18 protein-coding genes are annotated in these 21,063 nt (G+C 53.9%); 11 read left to right on the top strand and 7 right to left on the bottom strand.

The genetic code is table 11. The features are described 5' to 3' along the window. Positions 1–55: 55 nt before the first annotated feature. Positions 56–322: a putative hemolysin gene (locus ACOXYR_RS11100; RefSeq protein WP_015964583.1), complete on the top strand. Its 267-nt coding sequence runs from the start codon at positions 56–58 to the stop codon at positions 320–322. Between the two features lie 5 nt (positions 323–327). On the opposite strand, the gene hslJ is transcribed toward ACOXYR_RS11100, so the two are convergent. The 4 genes from hslJ to ACOXYR_RS11080 form a co-directional block, all read right to left on the bottom strand. Beyond that, positions 328–771, bottom strand: coding sequence for a heat shock protein HslJ (gene hslJ, locus ACOXYR_RS11095; protein ID WP_421355169.1), 444 nt, complete (start codon positions 769–771; stop codon positions 328–330). A 144-nt stretch (positions 772–915) separates the two neighbouring features. Next, complete coding sequence (locus tag ACOXYR_RS11090) at positions 916–1,986, bottom strand: ABC transporter ATP-binding protein (RefSeq protein WP_350436196.1); 1,071 nt, start codon at positions 1,984–1,986, stop codon at positions 916–918. Next, complete coding sequence (locus ACOXYR_RS11085) at positions 1,983–3,371, bottom strand: phosphohexomutase domain-containing protein (RefSeq protein ID WP_421355168.1); 1,389 nt, start codon at positions 3,369–3,371, stop codon at positions 1,983–1,985. The genes ACOXYR_RS11090 and ACOXYR_RS11085 overlap by 4 nt, the downstream gene beginning before the upstream one ends. A 27-nt stretch (positions 3,372–3,398) precedes the next feature. Next, complete coding sequence (locus tag ACOXYR_RS11080) at positions 3,399–4,454, bottom strand: LacI family DNA-binding transcriptional regulator (RefSeq protein WP_421355167.1); 1,056 nt, start codon at positions 4,452–4,454, stop codon at positions 3,399–3,401. A 218-nt stretch (positions 4,455–4,672) separates the two neighbouring features. Here ACOXYR_RS11080 and ACOXYR_RS11075 point away from each other — a divergent pair, with 218 nt between their 5' ends. From ACOXYR_RS11075 to ACOXYR_RS11050, 6 genes are read left to right on the top strand one after another with little or no spacing between them, the layout of a single operon-like run. Next, a complete protein-coding gene (locus ACOXYR_RS11075; protein WP_421355249.1) occupies positions 4,673–5,947 on the top strand; it encodes an ABC transporter substrate-binding protein in 1,275 nt (424 codons plus the stop codon). A 9-nt stretch (positions 5,948–5,956) separates the two neighbouring features. Then, positions 5,957–6,823 carry a carbohydrate ABC transporter permease gene (locus ACOXYR_RS11070; RefSeq protein ID WP_421355166.1) on the top strand — a complete coding sequence of 289 codons (867 nt, stop codon included), beginning with the start codon at positions 5,957–5,959 and terminating at the stop codon, positions 6,821–6,823. Further along, positions 6,824–7,651: a carbohydrate ABC transporter permease gene (locus tag ACOXYR_RS11065; RefSeq protein WP_421355165.1), complete on the top strand. Its 828-nt coding sequence runs from the start codon at positions 6,824–6,826 to the stop codon at positions 7,649–7,651. It abuts the gene before it with no gap. 10 nt (positions 7,652–7,661) lie between these two features. Then, the gene (locus tag ACOXYR_RS11060; RefSeq protein ID WP_421355164.1) at positions 7,662–9,245 is read left to right on the top strand and encodes an alpha-glucosidase; all 1,584 of its coding nucleotides are present in this window, start codon (positions 7,662–7,664) and stop codon (positions 9,243–9,245) included. Further along, positions 9,229–10,287, top strand: coding sequence for a glycoside hydrolase family 130 protein (locus tag ACOXYR_RS11055; RefSeq protein ID WP_421355163.1), 1,059 nt, complete (start codon positions 9,229–9,231; stop codon positions 10,285–10,287). The genes ACOXYR_RS11060 and ACOXYR_RS11055 overlap by 17 nt, the downstream gene beginning before the upstream one ends. After that, positions 10,263–11,177 carry a DUF1861 family protein gene (locus ACOXYR_RS11050; RefSeq protein WP_421355162.1) on the top strand — a complete coding sequence of 305 codons (915 nt, stop codon included), beginning with the start codon at positions 10,263–10,265 and terminating at the stop codon, positions 11,175–11,177. The genes ACOXYR_RS11055 and ACOXYR_RS11050 overlap by 25 nt, the downstream gene beginning before the upstream one ends. A gap of 142 nt (positions 11,178–11,319) precedes the next feature. Here ACOXYR_RS11050 and ACOXYR_RS11045 read toward each other — a convergent pair whose 3' ends face one another. Continuing rightward, entirely contained in the window at positions 11,320–12,309 is a 990-nt protein-coding gene (locus ACOXYR_RS11045) for a 2-hydroxyacid dehydrogenase (RefSeq protein ID WP_108474133.1), read from the bottom strand. 350 nt (positions 12,310–12,659) lie between these two features. Between ACOXYR_RS11045 and ACOXYR_RS11040 the strand changes: the two genes are divergently transcribed. The 3 genes from ACOXYR_RS11040 to ACOXYR_RS11030 are packed head-to-tail and all read left to right on the top strand — an operon-like array spanning position 12,660 to position 15,821. Continuing rightward, positions 12,660–15,299, top strand: coding sequence for a YdbH family protein (locus ACOXYR_RS11040; RefSeq protein ID WP_421355161.1), 2,640 nt, complete (start codon positions 12,660–12,662; stop codon positions 15,297–15,299). Beyond that, positions 15,299–15,490 carry a YnbE family lipoprotein gene (locus ACOXYR_RS11035; protein WP_108474135.1) on the top strand — a complete coding sequence of 64 codons (192 nt, stop codon included), beginning with the start codon at positions 15,299–15,301 and terminating at the stop codon, positions 15,488–15,490. Before ACOXYR_RS11040 ends, ACOXYR_RS11035 begins: the two co-directional genes overlap by 1 nt. A gap of 10 nt (positions 15,491–15,500) precedes the next feature. Next, entirely contained in the window at positions 15,501–15,821 is a 321-nt protein-coding gene (locus ACOXYR_RS11030) for a YdbL family probable chaperone protein (protein ID WP_373300309.1), read from the top strand. Here the strand turns inward: ACOXYR_RS11030 and feaR are convergent, their stop codons facing one another. Continuing rightward, entirely contained in the window at positions 15,822–16,727 is a 906-nt protein-coding gene (gene feaR / locus ACOXYR_RS11025) for a transcriptional regulator FeaR (protein WP_421355160.1), read from the bottom strand. Positions 16,728–16,962: 235 nt separating this feature from the next. On the opposite strand from feaR, the gene ACOXYR_RS11020 reads away from it, so the two are divergent. Further along, positions 16,963–18,462 carry an aldehyde dehydrogenase family protein gene (locus ACOXYR_RS11020; RefSeq protein ID WP_421355159.1) on the top strand — a complete coding sequence of 500 codons (1,500 nt, stop codon included), beginning with the start codon at positions 16,963–16,965 and terminating at the stop codon, positions 18,460–18,462. Between the two features lie 196 nt (positions 18,463–18,658). Here ACOXYR_RS11020 and tynA read toward each other — a convergent pair whose 3' ends face one another. Then, positions 18,659–20,929, bottom strand: coding sequence for a primary-amine oxidase (gene tynA, locus ACOXYR_RS11015; protein WP_421355158.1), 2,271 nt, complete (start codon positions 20,927–20,929; stop codon positions 18,659–18,661). Positions 20,930–21,063 lie beyond the last annotated feature (134 nt).

Genomic DNA, 21,063 nt, shown 5'->3' with positions numbered 1-21,063 from the left:
GTGTGATGCCTATTATGCATAGGTTTGCTAATTATTTTGTTACGGAGAGAGACACATGCGAGCAGCGTTTTTCGTGGGGTGTGCGGCCTTATTATTGTCGGCGTGCAGCAGTGAGCCCGTTCAGCAGGCTACCGCCGCACACGTTTCACCAGGGATGAGAGCGGCAATGTCCAATTCTGGGCAGGCTAATTGCGCCATGATTGGCGGGTCACTTTCTGTGGCAAGACAGCTCGACGGTTCCAGTATCGGCATGTGCGCATTACCTAACGGTAAACGTTGCAGCGAGCAATCCCTCGCCGTCGGAAGCTGTGGAAATTACTAACCCGGTTAATTCACCAGGTCAGACAGTTTATAAATCAGCGTGTGCTGCGCCGTGGCCAGGGTCAATTGCGACTCGGTCAAATCAACCTGTGCGCCTTGTGAAAGCATGGTGCTGATCGTTTTATCCAGTTCATTAAGCTCGGGGTCGGTGCAGAGCTTGCGTGTCATCGCCAGTTCTTTCACTTTCAACTCACCACCGTCGGACACGCGTCCCGTGCCGTTGAACTGGTTACACATATTGCCGGAAACGTGCAGTTGATGGATGATGGCCGTTTCCTGGCCGAAACTGAGTTCCAGCGGCGTTTTAACGTTGGTTAAGGCTTTACCATCCACGCTTTCCAGAACGAAACGGTGGTGCTGAAGCTGTTCTGCGCTTGTTGAGACTTTGCTGTTGTAGACACATCCCGCCAGCAGTGCAACGGCTGCTGCCAGGCAGACCTTTCTTTTCATTAGTATCCCCGAGAGATTATTCACACTATCAATGTTTCTTGAGTGTAACTTTACAACCAACAGCGTCTGTGGGGATTATCTGAAAGTGCTTAGGGGAAATCTTATGCGAGCATCGTTAATATCTGATACTCGCATCGAAATGCCTTAACGTTCTGCGACTCTTTTCCCCAGTGCATCAAAGAGATGTAGATGTGATTCCTGCACGGTTAGCGACAAGCTGGTACCCGGTGCGAAGCTCAACTGCTGGAATGATTTCAGACAAAGTGAATGTCCGTTAAGATCCATCCACACCAGGGTAGAGTCGCCCTGAAGCTCACAAAGTCGTGTTTTTGCCGTTATGGCGAAATCACCTTCCTGCTGATACTGAATGTGTTCCGGGCGAATGGCGACGAATACTTTATCGCCGTCGCTCATGCCTGCCAGTGGGCGGGAGAGGGGGAAAGTCAGCGCGTCGGCAATATGCAGCGCGCCAGCCCGCCAGACCGCAGGCAAGATATTGATTTTCGGCGTGCCGATAAACTCCGCGACAAACAGGTTTGCCGGATGATTGTAGAGTTCCAGCGGCGTGCCCACCTGCTCAATTTTTCCCTTATATAACACCACAATCCTGTCGGCGAGAGTCATCGCTTCGACCTGATCGTGCGTCACATAGATCATGGTGTTTTTCAGCGTGTTATGCAGTTGCTGGATCTCTTGTCGCATCTCAACGCGCAGGGCGGCATCCAGGTTAGAAAGCGGTTCATCAAACAGAAACAGTTCAGGCTGCTGGACAATTGAGCGGCCAATTGCCACGCGCTGGCGCTGGCCGCCGGACAAATTTTGCGGTAAACGGTCGAGCATTTCATCGAGCTTAAGCATAGTCGCCGCATGGGTGATGCGCTTGTCGATTTCATCGGCTGGCGTGCGTAAGTTGCGTAACCCAAACGAGAGGTTTTCCTTCACAGTCATGTGCGGATAAAGCGCGTAGGACTGAAATACCATCGACAGATTTCGCTTCCCGGCAGCCACTTCAGTGACATCGCGATCGCCCATTTTTAGCGTACCGCCATCCGGCGATTCCAGCCCGGCAATCATGCGCAGAAGGGTGGATTTCCCACATCCCGACGGCCCCACCAGAACGATGAATTCCCCGGAAGCGATCTCCAGAGAAAGGTTCTCAATAATGGTGCTCTTATCATAAACCTTGTGAATGTTTTTAAGACTCAGCGCGGTCATTGGCTCTCCTTAACTTTTCCATATGCGGCAATCAACGTGAGAAGTTCGTCTGTTTTATCAGCCAGTAAGACGCCATCCGCGCGCGTTTCCACATTCAGTCGCAGCAACGGCTCGGTATTCGATGCACGTAAATTAAAGCGCCAGTTGGCGAAATCGAGGCTCAGACCGTCGCAGTCGTCGTGCTGCGCGGCTTGAGATTGGTAATGCGCAGCCACGCAGGCCATCACATATTCCGGATCGGTAACAGTCATGTTCAGCTCGCCGGAAACCGGAAAACGCGCCTGCGCCAGCGTCACTAAAGAGGAAAGGGAGCACGTATCCCGGCCGATAATTTGTAACATCAGCAGCAACGGGATCATGCCGCTGTCGCAGTAGCCAAAATCACGGAAATAGTGATGGCCGCTCATCTCGCCGCCATAGATGGCATCTTCCTCGCGCATACGCGCTTTGATAAAGGCATGACCGGTTTTGCTGATAATCGGTTTTCCGCCACGCTGCGTGACCATTTCCAGGGTATTCCAGGTCAGACGCGGATCGAGAAGGATGGTGCCTCCCGACGCCTGCTGGAGAAAATGTTCGGCGAACAAGCCCACCAGGTAGTAGCTCTCAACAAATTCTCCGCGCTCGTCAAAGAAGAAGCAGCGGTCAAAATCACCGTCCCAGGCGACGCCAAAATCAGCGCGATGGTTGATGACGGCCTGGCAGGTCACCTCGCGGTTTTCAGCCAGCATCGGGTTAGGAATACCCGCCGGGAAGGTGCCATCGGGCTGATGGTGGATGCGGATAAACTCCACGTTGATACCGCGCGATTTCAACCCAGTATCCAGCGCATCTAACGCCGGGCCAGCGGTACCGTGCCCCGCATTCACCACAATGCGTAATGGGCGAACCGGCGCATGGTGCATAAAGCGCAGCAGACAGGCGACCCATGCCGGGCGATTATCGTAGTGAATCACCTGGCCGCGATGAACGGTGGGGGGAAAGTGATTCTGTTCGGCGAGGGCTTTAACGTCCAGCAGGCCATTATCATTGCTGACCGGACGCGCCTCTTCGCGCACCAGCTTCATGCCGTTATAGTGAGCCGGGTTGTGGCTGGCGGTGACCTGTATACCGCCGTCGGCACGGAGTTCGCGGGTGGCGAAGTAGATTTCCTCGGTGCCGCTCAGACCAATATCAATAACATCAACGCCGCTGGCTGTGAGCCCGTCGATCAGTGCGCTTTTCAGGCTTTCAGAGCTCAGGCGGATATCGGCGCCAACAACCACTCGCCGTGGATGTAGCCACGCGGCCCAGGCGCGACCAATGCGAAAGGCGATATCCGGGGTCAGGTTGACGCCCACTTCGCCACGAATGTCATAGGCTTTAAAACACGTTAGTTCGTCCATAATCTACTCTTCGGTTTAACTAAAATTTCAGGCCGATTCCCGGATAACGAGCTGCCTTGGCAGTTCATGGTGGGTGACGGGCCCGGTGCTCAAAAGCAGTTCCACGGCGATTTCGCCTTTACGCTCGGCATCCTGCGCGATAGTGGTAAGCCCTACGCCATCGACATTGACCGCCAGGTTATCGAAGCCGGTAACGGCGACCTGATCTGGCACCGCCAACCCGGCCCGGTGGCAATAGCGAATCGCGCCGACGGCAAAACGGTCTGAAAGGCAAATCAGTGCGGTGATATCGGGGTGGGTGGTCAGCAGCGCCTGGGCGGCGGCTTCGCCGTGCTCCTCATCGTGGCGGGTTTCATACAGCCAACAGCGATCGACATCGATGCCATGAGCGAGAAAGGCGTCACGGCACGCATTAACGCGAGTGAGCATCAGGGTGTTATCACCGATAACGGCTTCACTGAGCGATCGCATTCCGAGGGTATCGGCCTGCGAGGCGAAGGCGATAATGCCAAAGCGCCGATGCCCTTTGCTTAACAGATAGTTGGCGATGTCGTGCATCGCGCCTGCGTTATCGATGGAGACGCTGCTGTAGCCTGGAAACTGGAAATCGAGTGTCACCACGCGCTGACCGCGAGCCAGAATTTGCTGGATAACATCCGCGCCGTTGTGGGTGGCATTGAGGATATAGCCATCGACCAGCGCCGTGAGCGGCGTTGTTCCGGTTTGTCGCGGTTTGCGCAGGGGAATCAACGCCAGATTGACGTCCTGCGCTTCGCAGCGCGAGGCAATGCCGCGCATCAACGCAATATCATGGGGATCGATAAACACATAGCTCATTGAATCGTTAAAAATCACACCAATGGTGTTGGCTTTCCCGGTACGCAGTGCGCGCGCCAGTTTGTCCGGCCCCTGAAAACCTATTTCGCTGGCATAACGTAAAATATGATCGCGTAATTCTGGCGACAGCTTTTCCGGGTTATTCCATGCATTAGAGACGGTGGTGTGCGACACGCCTAATATTGTCGCCAAAGATTTAATCGTAATGCGTGGTGTCACTGTATTATCACGTGAATTTATTTTCATTTAATAATCTATATTTCTTGTTTATATATTCTTGCGTTCTATGTATTTGTCTTTTTTAAATGCAACTGGCGCTGAGTTTAACGTTAAACAAAAATCGTTTTGTGATGTGTTTAACGTTAAACAGAAAAACAGAGTGCTAATTTACGCCTCATTCAAAATCAGCTTTTACGATTTAATTGTCCTTTCTAGGGAAGAGGAGAGATATTGTGAAGACCGCGATGATGGCTAAATTAACGGCGTCAGCATTGCTGATGTTGTCATTATCTGGCTGTGGGCCAGATGAAAAACCAGCGGAAGAATCAGCGAAAACCCCGATTAAAATGTGGGTGGCACCGAATGAAAATGAAGAAGCATTCTGGAATACGATGGTAAAAGAGTGGAATAAAGATCCGGCTCATACTCCTGTCGAGTTTACAACTATTCCTGCGGCAAATAGTTCCGAAGAAGCCATTATGAATGCGTTGGCTTCAGGAACGGAACCCGATTTATCCAGCAATATATTTATCGGTTTTGCCAGCCAGCTTGATGAAATTGGTCAAACGGAAGACCTGTCAAAAATGCCGGGCTATGAAGAGCTCATCAAAAATCGTCAAATGACGAATATTCTTCCGGCTTGGAAACTCAACGGCAAACAGACGGTACTGCCGATTTACGTCAACCCGATTGTCTGGTGGTGGCGTGGCGATTTGCTCAAGCAGTATGGTTTTGACCATGTGCCAACCCGCTACGACGAACTCTATCAACTGGCGGAAAAACGCGCGCAGGATAACCACGGCTACACCATTCAACTCACTGCCGGTAAAAACTGGTGGGAACGCTGGTTCGATCTCATCCCGCTGTACTATGCGCAAAGCAATGGGCAATCTTATATTATTGATAATAAAGCCCAGTTTAACGATCCCTCCGGGTTGTCCGTGCTGACGTTTATGGGCAAAGTCTTCAACAGCAAATGGAGTAGCTACGATTTCACCTCAGCCGACGATCCGCTGGCAAGCGGGCAGGTACTGGCTTCTGCGCGTGGCCCGTGGGATCTCGCGCGCTACCGTAAACAGTACCCGGAAGTCCTCAAATCCATTCAGATTGGCCCGATGTTGACGGAAAAAGGCACTGAGCATCCGCATACCTTCGGCGACAGTAAAGGGATGGTTATCTTCAATTCCAGTAAGCATAAAGCAGAAGCCTGGGCGTTTATGCAGTGGGTGTTCAGCAATGCCGAGCACGATCGTACCTGGCTTGAACTGACCGGGATGCCGCCGGCTCGCGCCGACCTGCTCAGCAATCCGACTTTTGTCAGCTACTTCGACAAAAATCCGCTGGAAAAAGAGATTGCGTCCTATGTGGATGTTGCGCTACCGCCGGTTGCCACCACGCAAACCACCGAAGTTCAGCGCAGCATGACGCAGATGCTGGAACAGGTTATTTTCGAAAATACCGATCCCGTTAAAGCACTCGAACAATCATCCCAGGAAATTAACACCCTGCTGGCGAAATAAGGGGAAGTCATGGCTGGATATGATTCCCGCACCGGAGGCCTCCTGGCCTCCACCTGGGTTGGATATTCGCTGTTATTCTGGTTTTATCCGCTGGGCTGGCTGGCGGTTCTCAGCGTGACCCAGTGGCAATTTATTGGTACGCCGAAATTTATTGGTCTGCAAAATCTCTTTGGTGTGATGCAGGATAAATTATTTTGGCAATCGATGTGGAACGTCTGTCGTTTCCTGATGTGGTATCTGCCGATTGTATTTATCTCTTCCATGCTTTTCGCCGCCGGGTTGAAGAGAATTAAATATGGCAAATCATTTATTGCCCTGAGCTTTTTGTTGGCAAATATCTCATCGGGTGTGGCTTACTCCATCGTTTTTTCTAAATTGTTTAGTGAATACGGCCCGGTAAATCAATTTTTACGTGAATGGGCGGGCGTCTCGGTTCCGTGGTTTACCAACCCGGATTGCGCGATGTTATCTATTGCGCTGATCGTGACCTGGAAATTTGTCGGCTACTACGGGCTTATTCTTTATTCCGGCATGCTGGCAATTCCAAAAGATATTTACAGTGCGGCACTGTTAGATAAAACCGGAAAATTTAAACAGAGTTGGGCAATTACGTTACCGATGATGAATGCGCAAATTGTGATGGTCGTGGTGCTCGCCATGACCGTCGCCTTCGCCATTTTTACCGAACCCTACCTGATTACCGGTGGCGGGCCGCTTAACAGCACCACCAGCCCGATGGTAGTGATGTACGAAGTGGCGTTCCAGAAGATGAAGCCCACCTGGGCGGCGACCATGTCGATTATCGTGGCGGCGTGCAGCTTCCTGGCGATATGGCTCTTCCGCAAACTGTACGAAAAAAATATTGAGATTGTGTGAATGAAAAAGCTCACGCCTTTGAGTCTTGTAATCCACGCCGTGATGTTTCTGCTGGCGCTTACCTGGCTCTATCCATTTGTCTGGATGGTCATTTCGTCGCTGAAACCGACGGCGGAAATCTATACCACCGGGCTGTTCTCCGGCCATTTAACGCTGGAAAATTACACCTTTCTGTTTGATAACAGCAATCGTGCGGATAAGCCGTTCTTACGCACGTTATGCAACTCGCTGTTCGTCTCAATAACCATTACCGCCTGCGTGACAATCACCTCCATGCTGGTGGGCTATGCGGTGGCGAAAACCGAGTTTCCTGGCAAAAATGCGTTCCGTAACCTGTTGATTGTACAGATGGTGTTCCCGGTCTTTATGTTCATCATCCCGCAGTTTGTGCTGATGCGGGAACTGGGCCTTATCAACAGCTATAGCGCGATGATCCTGCCTTACGCCATGAGCGCGTGGGGGATTTTCATGGTGTCGCAAAGCTTTAAAGGGACGCCGAACGATTATCTCTATGCCGCACGCCTTGACCACGCCAGCCTGTGGGGGATCCTGCGTCACGTGATGATGCCGCTGAACAAATCCATTCTGGCGATCGTTGCGTTGTTCACTTTTTCCAGCTCGTGGGACAACTTCCTGTGGCCACTTATCGTGATGCGCGAAGTGGACAAAATGCCGTTCTCCGTGCTGCTGGCAACATTCAGTAAATCGTATGGTGTTTACCTCGGCCCGGTGCTCGCGGGGTCGGTCGTGCAAATGTTGCCTGTCGTCATTCTGTTTATTGTGTTTCGCAAATACTTCCTCGAAGGAATGTCGTTGTCACTGAAATAGGGCAGATGCTATGGAAAGTAAACCCTGGTGGCAGGCTGCCACCTGCTATCAAATCTATTTGCCGTCCTTCTGTGACGGTAATGGCGATGGCCTGGGAGATTTCCCCGGCCTTATCTCAAAACTTGATTATCTCCAGTCGCTAGGCATAGGTGCGGTGTGGATTACGCCGTTCTATCCATCACCGCTGGTGGATAACGGCTACGATATCAGCGACTACTGCGCGGTCGATGAACGTTTTGGCAATATGGACGATTTTCGCCAGTTGGTGGCTGGCTGCCATGCGCGGGGAATTCGCGTCATTATTGACCTGGTGGTGAACCACGTTTCGTCTGAACATCCGTGGTTTAAGGATGCGTGGAATAACCCGGCGAGCCGCTATCGCGATTACTTTATTTTTCGCGACCAGCCTAATAACTGGCAGTCGTTTTTCTCGGGAAGCGCGTGGACTGCTGAGCCCGATACCGGCCAGTACTATTACCATAAATTCGCCCCGCAGCAGGTTGACCTGAATTGGGCGAATCCGCAGGTTGAGAAGGAGATTCATCGGGTTATTGATTACTGGATAGCGCAGGGCGTCGATGGTTTTCGCTTCGACGTGATTAACTTCCTGACCACTGACGGTGTGCTGGCTGATAACCCGCAAGTAAAGGGTGAACAGAAACACGCATTCGACATCAACCAACCCGGCATTATCGCCACCCTTGAACGGCTTTGTGGTTATATTCGCCAGCAGGGGGAATTTTTCCTGATTGGTGAGATTGGCAGCGACGACCTGACCGTACTGAAGCGTTATCAATGCCCGACGCTTATGGACGTGGTGTTTAACTTCAACATCGGCAGCCAGAAAACCTTCAATGTCGCCAATCTCTATGCGGCGCTGAAATCCACACTCGAGCAGCAATCCGGCCTGCCCACACTCTTTTTTTCCAGCCATGATATGTCACGCATGATCAGTCGCTTTGGTGAAAACGAGCGCGATACCGCGCGGGCACTGGCCGTACTGGCGCTTCAACTGACCGTTAGCGGCGTGCCCTTTATTTTCCAGGGGGAGGAGCTTGGGCTTACGGATTATCGTGCGCAACGCGCCGATCAATTGTTTGATATCCAGGGGATCACCCATTATCAGACTGCGCTGGACGCGGGAAAATCACCCGAAACGGCGTTAACGCTGGCGCTTGAGCACTCCCGTGACGGATCACGTGCCCCCATTCCCTGGCGGGATGCGCCATTTGGCGGTTTCTCAACGGTTGCGCCGTGGATGCCCGTCAACGGCGATATCGCGCTGCTGAATGCCCGGTCTCAGCAAATGGACGAGGCATCACTTTGGCACCGCTATCAGCATCTCATCACCCTTCGCCGCCAAACTGAGGCGTTAATCCACGGTCAGCAGGGGCCGCTCGCGCTGACCAATGCGTGTATCTGGTTTACACGCCGCAGCGCCAGCGAACAGGTATGGGTCGCCATTAATTTTGGTGAGCCAGTCCCTAACCCCTGGCATTCCGTTGCCGCCGATGTCCTGTATGGCGATGACGCCCCCGAAATTGGGAAGAATCACTGTTTAATTAAAAGGAGAGTTTATGAACAGGCACAGTAATAACCCGCTGATTACCCCGGCCGACATCGTGCCCTCGCAGCCGGGCAGAAAGGTAGAATGTGTGTTCAATACCGGCGTGACCGAATTTGGCGATGAAATCATTTTGCTGTTACGCGTTGCGGAAAGCGTGATTAGCCAGGATCCCAATCTGATAGTCGTTCCGTTGCTGGAAAAAACAGACGCGGGCTGGGTGGAATCGACCACCGCATTTGACAGACGCGACGAGCGTTATGACTTCAGCGACCCACGAACCATTGTGCTGAAAAGCGACAGGGCGCAGGTTTGGCTGACGTCTATGTCGCATTTGCGTCTGGCGCGTAGCCATGATGGCGTGAATTTCACTATCGACGATCATCCTTTTATTATCGCCAACACGCAGTATGAAGAATTTGGCTGCGAGGATGCGCGTATCACTGAAATCGAAGGCACCTGGTATATTAATTATTCTGCGGTTTCATCGCTTGGGATTTCTACCGCGCTGGCGACAACGCGCGATTTTATCACCGTTGAGAAGAAAGGGCTGATCCTGTGCCCGGATAACCGCGACGTCTGTTTCTTCCCGGAAAAAGTGAACGGTCGTTATATGGCGTTGACCCGCCCGGCACCGTGTCACTTTGGTCACCCGGAAATCTGGATCTGTGAATCCCCGGATATGCTGCACTGGGGCAATCATCGCCACCTGCTTGGGCGCTCCGGTGATGAGTGGGATGCGCGCAAATCCGGTGGCGGCGCGCCGCTTATAAAAACCGAACGCGGCTGGCTGGAAATTTATCACGGTGTAGATGCAGACCAGCGCTACTGCCTCGGTGCGCTGCTGCTCGATCTAAACGATCCCACCAAAATTCTGGCGAAATCACCGGTGCCCTTGCTGGAGCCCGCCGCGCCGTACGAGCTGGAAGGCTTTTTTGGTAATGTGGTGTTCACCTGCGGGGCACTGATTCGTGACGATGTGTTGCACGTGTGGTATGGCGCAGCGGATGAGTGCACCGCGCTGGCGACCTGGCCGCTGGATGCATTGTGGCGTCATCTGAGGCTGGCGTAATGGTTGCCCGCGTCAGCTGCCTCTATCAGCGCTATCTCGCGCAACGAACGCCGCGAAAATGTGGAAAAATTCGCTTTCATGGTGTGAAAGGCATGGATGTCTATAATCCCTCCGTGCCGTTTTGCGACGCGGATCGGTGGATGATTGCCGCACGTGTGGAAGCGCGCACGAGCGAAATGTCGCAGGTCTGTTTCTTCACGTGGGATGGTCATAGCGACGCATCATTGCTGGAGGATGCGCCACGCTTTGCGCTTCAGGATCCCTTTGTAGCCTGGGTAGACAACCAGCGCGTAATGGGCGGAGTGGAAGTGGAATTTGATACATCTCACCAGCCTGTACGCTGGCGAACGCAGTTCTGGGCCGGGCCGTCAATCTCCCAAATGCATCTGATAGCAACGGGGCCATGGGGAATGAAAGATATCCGGCTTCTCTCGTTACCCGGCGGACGTGTACTGGTGTTCACCCGGCCTCAGGGGGCGATCGGCGGCCGCGGGACGATTGGCTGGACGATCGTGGCGTCACTCAACGATCTCAATGAGGCGTCAATCACGAAAGCCACATTGCTGCACCATGTCGAGAGTCTGGACTGGTGCGGGGTGAACAGCGCCCGGTTACTGCCAGATGGGCGAGTAGAGGTGCTGGCGCACGTAGCGCATTTTGATTCGGAACTGAACCGCCACTACTACGCGGCCAGGTTTATCTTTGATTATCGCAATGGGGAAAGTTCGCCAATCGAGATCATTGCCTGTCGCGATGATTTCCTGCAGGGGGAGAGCAAGCGCGACGACTTACGTGATGTGGTGTTTCCTGCGGGATGGCTACAGATGCCGGAGCGAAGTCTGCTTTTTTGCGGAACAAGCGACTGCGAAGTGCAGTGGCTGGCGTATTGAATTGCCGTCTGCTCTTACGTAGGCCCGACAAGCGTAGCGCATCGGGCCTTGTACAAGGCTGCCGGATGCGGCGGTGCCTTATCCGGCCTACAAGCGTTCTCTTCGTTTGCCGGGCAAACGCTACCCGGCAAACCGTGCGCACTTACGCCAGGGCGTTCGGGCAATCTGTGCCTTTGTCGATCTGGCGCAGGTTTTCCAGCGTGGTTTCAGAAATGCTGGTCAGTGCTTCGGCGGTCAGGAAAGCCTGGTGGCCGGTAAACAGCACGTTATGGCAGGCAGACAAGCGACGGAACACGTCATCCTGAATCACGTCGTTAGACTTATCTTCGAAGAACAGATCGCGTTCGTTTTCGTACACGTCCATCCCCAGCGAGCCAATTTTCTGGTTTTTCAGCGCATCAATCGCGGCCTGAGAATCAATCAGCGCACCACGGCTGGTGTTGACAATCATCACACCGTCTTTCATCTGGGCAAACGCATCGGCGTTCAGCAGATGATAGTTTTCCGGCGTCAGCGGGCAGTGCAGGGAGATGACGTCCGACTGGGAAAACAGCGTTGCCAGGTCGACATATTCAACGCCCAGTTCCAGTGCAGCAGCGCTCGGATACGGGTCGAACGCCAGCAGACGCATGCCGAAACCTTTAAGAATGCGCAGCGCCGCAATACCGATTTTCCCGGTACCAATCACCCCAGCGGTTTTACCGTACATGGTGAATCCGGTTAATCCTTCCAGCGAGAAGTTGGCGTCACGGGTACGCTGATACGCGCGGTGAATACGGCGGTTCAGCGTCATCATCATGCCGATGGCGTGTTCAGCTACCGCTTCCGGTGAATAGGCCGGAACGCGCACCACGCGCAGGCCAAGCTCTTTAGCCGCATCGAGATCGACGTTGTTAAAGCCCGCACAGCGCAGGGCGATGTACTTAACGCCATTTTTCTTCAACTCTTCCAGCACCGGGCGGCTGCCGTCATCATTGACGAAAATACACACCGCTTCGCAGCCGTGGGCCGTTTTGGCGGTTTTTTCCGTTAACAGAAAGTCGAAAAATTCAAGCTCAAAGCCATAAGCCTCATTCACATTTTGCAGGTACTTTTTGTCGTACTGCTTTGTGCTATATACGGCGATTTTCATAAGACTTTTCTCCGGTGATTTTTGAGCCAGATTAGCATGGCTAAAATTATCTTACAATTTATGAAAAATAGTTGATAACCAGTCTGATAGAGACAATCCTGAAGGTCAGTATAAGACCTTTATTCTTTTCCGTATCAAATAATAATCTCCGGTTCTGATTCGGTTTGCATTTGATAAAAACGCTTCTCTCTATATGTGGCTAAAGGGGTAAGTTTCAACTTAAATGCTCCCGTTTCGCCAGCGCAGGCTACGCTATTAATGCACGTAAGCTTTATCTATCAGGTCTGGCATGACACAATATTGGCCATACACGGCTTTTACGCTTGATAAATCTGGATATTAATTAACCCATGAAGGGTAAATACAAAGCCGCTTTAGCGCTTCTTCTGCTTATTATTCTGCTGCCGTTAACCCTGGCGATGACGCTGGGTTACTGGGTGCCGACGCTCGTCGGGATCTGGCTACCGACCGGAACCCGTATCGCTTTTGAACAAAGCCCCAAAATTACCCGCAGCGGGCTCCAGATCCCTGACCTGAGATATTTTGCCGGTGATTGCACACTGGCGCGTCTGGAGAACGTTTCTCTGTCGCATCCCAGCCGCTGGCAGTTGCATGCCGGTAGCGTCAATATTGATTCCGCCTGCTTTAGTAAACTGCCACAGACAGATGCCGTCCCCGGCGCGCCGCGTACGCTTGCCGAGTGGCAGTCAATGCTGCCGAACACCTGGCTTACCATTGATAATCTGCGCCTGGCTCCATGGGAAAAATGGCAGGGCAAGCTTGCACTTTCTCTGACGCCGCAGCGTCAGGAAATTCATTATGACGGGCCGGACGCGAAGCTCAGTGCACGCCTTGAAGGGCAAGCCTTGACTGTCAGCCAGTTTGAAGCGCAGGTGATGGACAATGAACCGCCGCTGAAACTGGTGGGGAAATTTACCATGCCGCTGGTACCGGACGGTTTACCGGTGCAGGGACATGTTGAATCGACGTTCCAGTTGCCACAGGTCTCCCCGCTGGTGGATGCAGAACTGGACTGGAACGGTAATCAGGGCCAGTTACTGGCGATGGCGCGCGGCGAACCGGATCCGTTGCTTGATCTTCCATGGACGCTCACCGAGCAGCAACTCACCCTGAGCGATGGCCGCTGGAGCTGGCCGTTTCAGGAGGGCATTCCGCTTAGCGGGCGCGTGGGGCTGAAAATTGATGACTGGCAGAAAGGGCTGGAGCAGATGCAAATCGCCGGCCGCCTGAACATACTGACTTCAGGCGATGCGGGTAAGGGCAACGCCGTGCTGACCATTGGCCCTGGCAAACTCAGCATGGACAATAGCGATATGCCGTTGCAGCTAACGGGCGAAGCCAAGCAGGGGGATTTAATTCTTTATGCGGTGCTGCCTGCGCATCTGAAGGGTATGCTCACCGACCCGACGCTGACCTTCCTGCCCGGCGCGCTGCTGCGCTCGCGGGGCCGAATTATAGACTCTCTGAACATCGACGACATTCGCTGGCCGCTGGCGGGGGTCAAAGTTGCGCGACAGGGAGTGGATGGCCGCTTACAGGCGATTTTAAAAGCCCACGAAGACGCGGCAGGAGATTTTGTTCTGCATCTCGACGGTAAAGCCGACAACTTTTTGCCGGATAAAGGCACCTGGGCGTGGCGCTACTGGGGCGATGGACACTTTACGCCCATGCAGGCGCGCTGGGACGTGAAGGGCACCGGCATGTGGCGCGATAGCGCAATCGTGCTCAATACGCTCTCCACCGGGTTCGATAAACTGCAGTACGGCACCATGACGATGGCGAAGCCGCGTCTGGTGCTGGAGGAGCCCATCCACTGGGAGCGTGATGAACGGCACCCTTCCTTTAAAGGCGCGCTTTCACTGGATGCAGCAGAAACCACCTTTACCGGGGGCAGCGTTCTGCCGCCATCAACGTTCAAATTCAGCGTTGACGGGCGCGACCCGACATTTTTCCTGTTCAAGGGTAATCTGCGCGCGCAGGCGATTGGCCCGATACAGCTCAGTGGCCGCTGGGATGGCGAACGTCTGCGCGGTCAGGCGTGGTGGCCGAAGCAGTCGTTAACTGTCTTCCAGCCGCTCGTTCCGCCTGATCTCAAAATGGCGCTGCGCGATGGCGAGCTTTATGCGCAGGTGGCGTTTTCCGCCGCCGCCGGGCAAGGTTTTGAAGCGGGCGGACACGGCGTGCTGAAGGGCGGTAGCGCCTGGATGCCGGATAACCAGGTGAACGGCGTTGATTTTGTGCTGCCGTTCCGCTTTAAAGAGGGCGTCTGGGATTTAGGCACGCGTCACCCCGTCTCACTGCGTATCGCCGAAATCGTCAACCAGGTGACGGCGAAAAACGTCACCGCTGATTTACAGGGCACCTGGCCTTATAGCGAAGCGTCGCCGCTACAGTTAAGCAACGTCAGCGTCGATATTCTGGGCGGAAAACTCACCATGCAACAGCTTCGTATGCCGCAGCATGATCCGGCGCTGCTGCGTCTGCAAAATATCTCAACCAGCGAGCTTGTTAGCGCGGTGAACACCAAACAGTTCGCCATGTCTGGTGCGGTGAACGGCGCGCTGCCGCTGTGGCTTAATAATGACAAATGGATAATCAAAGATGGCTGGCTGAATAATCCCGGCCCGATGACGCTGCGTGTCGATAAAGACATGGCGGATGCGATTGTCGAGGATAATATCGCTGCAGGCGCGGCCATTAACTGGCTGCGCTATATGGAAATTTCCCGCTCGTGGACGAAAATCAATTTAGATAACCTCGGGATGCTGACCCTGGATGCGAGAATCAGTGGCACCAGTCGTGTCGATGGCAAAAGTAATACGGTGCATTTAAATTACACGCATCAGGAAAACGTTTTTGATTTGTGGCGAAGCCTGCGCTTTGGCGACAATCTTCAGTCATGGCTTGAGCAACACGCGACGCTTCCGGTATCGCGGTGTGACGGCGGCAAGGAATGTAAGGAGCAATAATGAAAATCACCATCGCCATGCTGAGTTTGCTGGCAACCACACTGCTGTCGGGCTGCACGCCACGCATTGAAGTGGCCGCGCCAAAAGAGCCGATAACCATCAATATGAATGTGAAAATCGAGCATGAGATCCACATTAAAGTCGATAAAGACGTGGAAAACCTACTGAAATCACGCAGCGATTTGTTCTGAGGTCAGGATGATGAAAAAACGCATATGGGCACTGCTGGCGCTGGGGCTTTTCAGCGTACAAGCGATGGCGCTGACCCTGAATGAAGCCCGCCAACAGGGGCGCGTCGGTGAGACGCAAAGCGGTTATATCGCGGCCTTAAAGCAGGATAAAGAGACGCTCACCCTGGTGCAAAACATCAATCAGGCGAGAAGCCAGAGCTATCAGCAACTGGCGGAAACCAACAATATTCCGGTCGATGAAGTGGCAAAACTGGCGGGCAAAAAGTTGATCGCCAAAGCGCAGCCCGGTGAGTATGTGCAGGGGCTGAACGGCAAGTGGATGCGTAAGTAATCAACGGCTCTTACGGCGGTATTCCCCTGGGGTTAGGCCAAAACGCTGCTTAAAGGCCGTTGAAAAATGGCTCTGGTCGGTGAAACCCCAGTTAAAACCAATTCCGGCCAGTTTTTCATCTTCCCCGGCGTGACGAATCGCCTCGGCGCAAAAATCGAGGCGACGGTTGCGAATATACTGCGCGACGACCAGCCCCTTATCGGCAAACATGCGGTACAGACTGCGCACCGACATTCCCGTCTCACCAGCGATCCATTCCGGGCGCAACGTCTCTTCACGAATATTATCGTCAATCAGCGTGACGACCTTTTGAAACTGGCGCTCGCGGCGAGGCGGAATGGATTCACGCTGATGCAGCACCGGGCGCAGCAGGCACACCATCGCCTGTAATGCGGCTTCGCTTTCACTCTCCGACATCGCCGTGTTGTTCATGCTCTCCTGCAACAGGCTGTGGCTCAACTGCACCATTGGCAGGTTTGAGGGCAAGCGCTCGGCGCAGCCGATCTTCTGATGTGGAAAATGCTGCTCCAGCAGAGGGCGCGGCAGCAGAAGTGAAATTTGTCGCGAATCCTGTTCCCAGTACAGCGAGCACGGGCGAGAGGCGTCAATCAGAGAGATATCGCCCGCGCCAATCACCACCTGACGCGCGTCCTGCTCCATCATGGCCTGGCCACTCAACTGAAACACCGTATAAAACCAGGCGTCATCACCCCCTTTAATTTCCTGCGAGGTGCGAAAAAGCGACGCGCCACGGGTGGTGACGGTGCTGAGTTTCAACCCTTTGGCATAGCTGGTTTCCAGTTTGCCGACAAAATTGTCCGCCAACGGATTCCCGGCAAAATTGCCGCATACCTGATTAATCTGGTTCAGCCACTGCTCAAATTCACGATTGACAACGGGGGTCATGGCTCTTTATCGCTCTGTTAAATGTTTTATCAGTGTTGCATTTATGTTGCGCTAAACGAAGCTAATGACGCTGACTATAGGAAAGAAGTCTCACAAGTTATAGAGGGAGAGTCGACTATTGTCGCTATTTGCGGAGCCTGTCACAGCAGACAAAGCGAATGTCACGGGGATAAAAGCGCCATTGTCACAGAGTGAGTAGACTGAAATCACGATGGGTAAGTAATAAGGAAAATCTATGTCAGAGGCAAACGTAGCGGTACTTAATAACGTACAACAATTTCTCGACCGCCAGCACGGTCTCTGGATCGATGGCCAGCAGGTGCCGTCACAGAGCGATAAACGGCTGACGATTTTTAACCCGGCGACCGGGCAGGCCATTTCCTCGACTGCCGATGCCAGCGAGGCGGATGTTGACCTCGCGGTGATGTCGGCGTGGAAAGCGTTTGTGTCGCGCTTATGGGCGGGGCGCTTACCTGCCGAGCGTGAACGCATTCTGCTGCGCTTTGCCGACCTGGTTGAGCAGCATAGCGAAGAGTTGGCACAACTGGAGACGCTGGAGCAGGGCAAATCTATCGCCATTTCCCGCGCGTTTGAAGTGGGATGCACGCTCAACTGGATGCGCTATACCGCAGGCCTGACGACGAAGATTGCCGGTAAAACACTGGATCTCTCCATTCCGTTGCCGCAGGGCGCACGCTATCAGGCGTGGACGCGTAAAGAGCCGGTGGGGGTGGTTGCGGGTGTCGTGCCGTGGAACTTCCCGCTGATGATCGGCATGTGGAAAGTGATGCCCGCGCTGGCGGCGGGCTGTTCTATCGTGATCAAACCGTCGGAAACTACGCCGCTCACCATGCTGCGCGTGGCTGAGCTGGCAGTGGAAGCGGGTATCCCGGAAGGCGTGTTTAACGTCGTGACGGGTTCCGGCGCGGTGTGTGGCGCGGCGCTGACGTCACATCCCCATGTGGCGAAAGTGAGCTTTACCGGCTCGACCGCAACGGGCAAGCAGATCGCGCGTACCGCTGCCGATCGTCTGACCCGCGTGACGTTGGAGCTGGGCGGTAAAAACCCGGCGATTGTGCTGAAAGATGCCAACCCGGAGTGGGTGATTGAAGGCCTGATGACCGGGAGTTTCCTGAACCAGGGCCAGGTGTGTGCCGCCAGTTCGCGCATTTATATCGAAGCGCCGCTGTTCGACACGCTGGTCAGCGGTTTTGAGCAGGCGGTGAAGTCGTTGCAGGTGGGGCCGGGCATGTCACCCTCGGCGCACATCAACCCGCTGGTCTCGCGTCAGCATTGCGATAAAGTGCTCTCATTCCTTGATGATGCTCAGGCGCATAATGCCGAGCTGATTCGTGGTGCAAACGGCCCGGCGGGCGACGGTTACTATGTTGCGCCGACGCTGGTGGTTAACCCGGACGCGAAGCTGCGTTTAACCCGTGAAGAAGTCTTTGGCCCGGTGGTAAACCTGGTACGCGTCGCTGATGGCGAAGAAGCGTTGCGCCTGGCGAATGACACCGAATATGGCCTGACCGCCAGCGTCTGGACGCAAAATCTGTCACAGGCGCTGGAATATGGCGACCGCTTAGAAGCTGGCACAGTATGGGTCAACAGCCACACCTTAATCGATGCCAACCTGCCGTTTGGCGGGATGAAGCAGTCGGGCACCGGACGCGACTTCGGGCCGGACTGGCTGGATGGCTGGTGTGAAACGAAATCGGTGTGTGTGCGGTATTAATAATTGATGTTGTGCCCGGAGGTGTTTGCTCCGGGCATTGGCGAGCAAAGTGTGCCGGATGCGCTACGCTTATCCGGCCTACGGGTTTTCTGCAATATTATGTAGGCCGGATAAGCGTAGCGCATCCGGCATCAACAAAGCGCACAGCGTCAACAATCAGAAACGGCGCAAAGCGCCGTTCCTGCAACTCACTCCATCACTTCTCTTTCTTCGCCCCCAGCGTGGGCGTTTCATCAAAGAAGTTCCACGGTTTCAGCAGCGTATGCACCCATTCCGTTGGCATGATCGGCCACTCTTCGGCGCGCGCGACGTGCGTGGTGCCGGTCGTCATCCACACGACCGTATCGGTGTTGTCCAGCGACTCATTGTCTTTGGTGTACTGACCGAGCCCGGTGTCGTGGGTTGAACGGTTCGGGTATTTCCCTTCCGGGAAGCGCTCGTCCGGATGATAGCGCGTCACCCACAGCTGTTTATCCATAAAGCTCAGGCGATGATAAATCCACTCGTCTGGAGAGAACTGTGCGCCTTTGGCAACCGGATGCGTGCCGCCCGCGTACGGGATTATCTGATAGGAAACCGGGTTACCCATGCGGTTTTCTTTATTTGGATTGCTCAACAGGCGAATAGTACCCGGGTCAAATTTCTGCGCGGCGTCCTTCTCATTACTGATGCCGTACTCATTAATCTGCATGGTACTGGTGCGCGGGCCGCCTGCGGTATTTGGTTTCACTACCGGATCCATTGCCACCAGGCTGTTGTTCTCACCGTCAACGTCGAGGTCGAGGCGGAAGTTGTAGATGTGCTGATGCGTGGTGCCGACAATATTATGGTCGATCAGCGTGCCGTAACGGGTATCGTCTTTCGCGCTTGGGTCGTGCATAGTTTTGGCCTTCACGCCTTTCACTGCTTCAATACCGGTGGCACCTGCATCGATACCGATGGTGCCATTTTCGTGGAAGATCCAGTCGAAAATGTAGTCATAGTTGCCTACGGTACTTATCCAGCGCACAACCAGCTCACGACGCTGGGTGCTGACGTTCGGCTGGCCCATCTCCTGGTGCTTATACTCCGGCCCGGCATAGCGTTCGAAAATAGCGATTGCGCGGGGGATCTCGGTGGGGGTGCCAGTGTAGTCGGCAATGGTCTCGTTCAGCAATACGGCGTTAGATGGCGCATCTTTGCCTCGCGTGATAGGCGAGGTGAGGGTACCCATACCGTAGTCACCGGAATCCAGGTACGCTTTGAAGTACCAGCCGATATCCGGATCGCCGTAAGGCACAATCATCCCGCCAAGCGATCCTTCGTACATCACTTTACGTTTGGTGCCGTTGTCGTTAAAGGTGACGGTCGAGATCATCGGCCCGACGCGAGAGTTCATGCTCAGATGGAAACCCCAGTTGCGCCAGTGAATCATATCGCCAGTGATGGTGTAGTTTTTACCTTCTGGTTCAATGATATCCAGCAGTTTCACCGCCGGGGAAATGCGGTCACGCCCATCATAGGCGCGCGCGGCCATCGGCACCGGGATCACAGGGCCTTCTTCCAGCTTCACAATCTTCTTCTGTTCCAGGTCAACTACCGCAACCAGGTTCTCAATCGGGTGCGCCCAGTAGTTGCCGTCGCCGACATCCAGATAACTGATCACTTTCAGCAGGCGTCCATCCTGTTTAAGGCCGTCTTTGCCGTCAAAGTAGCCCACGGTGAGCGGAGTGGTAATGGCTTTTTTCGGGTCGTTGATGCCGCGTTTTTTCAGTGCTTCAGCATATTCTGTGCTGGCGTTAATGATGTTTTGCACGCTGGCAAAGTCATCAATCAGCACCATGCCGTGCGCGTCTTTGATGGCCTGCCAGGAGAGAATCTTTTTATTTTGCAGATCAACCACGCCTTCGATGATGTGTTTGCCATCCAGCATGATGACATCCGCTTTACGCGGTTCTGTCAAGGCTTTGCCTTCCAGTGCAAAGGCCCACACGGCGGCTTTCTCAGGCGAGCGCAGTGAGATCTCGGTAAAACGGGTATTCGGTTTAAAATCTGGCGATGCTTTGACTATCTCAACGGCTTGCTTGATTTCATCCGCGCTCAGCGCGTTGAGGGGGTGAGGGGCTTTTTCTACCTGGAAGGTTTGATCCAGACCAGACTGGAATACGTCATTAATGAAGGTATCAGAAACCCAGGCTTTGTTGTCTTTCATCACTACCGGCACCTGCAGATTCAGCGTCTGGCCGTTGACGATCGCGGTTTTAGCGCCCGGTTTCACTTTAACGTACGCGCCGTCTTTAATCAGCGTGAAAACTTGTGCGTAGTCATCCCATTGCACATCAGCGCCAAAATCGGCCAGTGTTTTATCCATCGGCACCATGTGGGCTTCGCCGCCGTGGGCGAAAACCGGCGATTGCCAGGCGCAAAACAGGGCTACGGCCAGAGCCAGTGCCGTCTTGCGGGGAGAAAAAATAGAGGAGCTTCCCATTTTAAACCTCGTCTTGTTGTTGTGTTTCTCGCTCGCTACCGCTCTCTGCGGGCGGTTTTTAACGCTTTCACCCTAACAGCCTTGCTGTGAAGTGGTTTGCCTGCTCCTGCCAGGTTGTTTGGCAGTTTTGCCAG

The organism is Pseudocitrobacter faecalis, from assembly GCF_965231525.1.
Taxonomy (GTDB): domain Bacteria; phylum Pseudomonadota; class Gammaproteobacteria; order Enterobacterales; family Enterobacteriaceae; genus Pseudocitrobacter; species Pseudocitrobacter faecalis.
Note: the sequence above shows the minus strand (reverse complement) of the source record. Positions and strands in the feature narration are given on the sequence as shown.

Excerpts from the sequence above, each read along its gene's own strand:
- ACOXYR_RS11100 (WP_015964583.1), top strand. The coding sequence starts at position 56 with ATGCGAGCAGCGTTTTTCGTGGGGTGTGCGGCCTTATTATTGTCGGCG.
- hslJ (WP_421355169.1), bottom strand. The coding sequence starts at position 771 with ATGAAAAGAAAGGTCTGCCTGGCAGCAGCCGTTGCACTGCTGGCGGGA.
- ACOXYR_RS11090 (WP_350436196.1), bottom strand. The coding sequence starts at position 1,986 with ATGACCGCGCTGAGTCTTAAAAACATTCACAAGGTTTATGATAAGAGC.
- ACOXYR_RS11085 (WP_421355168.1), bottom strand. The coding sequence starts at position 3,371 with ATGGACGAACTAACGTGTTTTAAAGCCTATGACATTCGTGGCGAAGTG.
- ACOXYR_RS11080 (WP_421355167.1), bottom strand. The coding sequence starts at position 4,454 with ATGAAAATAAATTCACGTGATAATACAGTGACACCACGCATTACGATT.
- ACOXYR_RS11075 (WP_421355249.1), top strand. The coding sequence starts at position 4,673 with ATGATGGCTAAATTAACGGCGTCAGCATTGCTGATGTTGTCATTATCT.
- ACOXYR_RS11070 (WP_421355166.1), top strand. The coding sequence starts at position 5,957 with ATGGCTGGATATGATTCCCGCACCGGAGGCCTCCTGGCCTCCACCTGG.
- ACOXYR_RS11065 (WP_421355165.1), top strand. The coding sequence starts at position 6,824 with ATGAAAAAGCTCACGCCTTTGAGTCTTGTAATCCACGCCGTGATGTTT.
- ACOXYR_RS11060 (WP_421355164.1), top strand. The coding sequence starts at position 7,662 with ATGGAAAGTAAACCCTGGTGGCAGGCTGCCACCTGCTATCAAATCTAT.
- ACOXYR_RS11055 (WP_421355163.1), top strand. The coding sequence starts at position 9,229 with ATGAACAGGCACAGTAATAACCCGCTGATTACCCCGGCCGACATCGTG.
- ACOXYR_RS11045 (WP_108474133.1), bottom strand. The coding sequence starts at position 12,309 with ATGAAAATCGCCGTATATAGCACAAAGCAGTACGACAAAAAGTACCTG.
- ACOXYR_RS11040 (WP_421355161.1), top strand. The coding sequence starts at position 12,660 with ATGAAGGGTAAATACAAAGCCGCTTTAGCGCTTCTTCTGCTTATTATT.
- ACOXYR_RS11035 (WP_108474135.1), top strand. The coding sequence starts at position 15,299 with ATGAAAATCACCATCGCCATGCTGAGTTTGCTGGCAACCACACTGCTG.
- ACOXYR_RS11030 (WP_373300309.1), top strand. The coding sequence starts at position 15,501 with ATGAAAAAACGCATATGGGCACTGCTGGCGCTGGGGCTTTTCAGCGTA.
- feaR (WP_421355160.1), bottom strand. The coding sequence starts at position 16,727 with ATGACCCCCGTTGTCAATCGTGAATTTGAGCAGTGGCTGAACCAGATT.
- ACOXYR_RS11020 (WP_421355159.1), top strand. The coding sequence starts at position 16,963 with ATGTCAGAGGCAAACGTAGCGGTACTTAATAACGTACAACAATTTCTC.
- tynA (WP_421355158.1), bottom strand. The coding sequence starts at position 20,929 with ATGGGAAGCTCCTCTATTTTTTCTCCCCGCAAGACGGCACTGGCTCTG.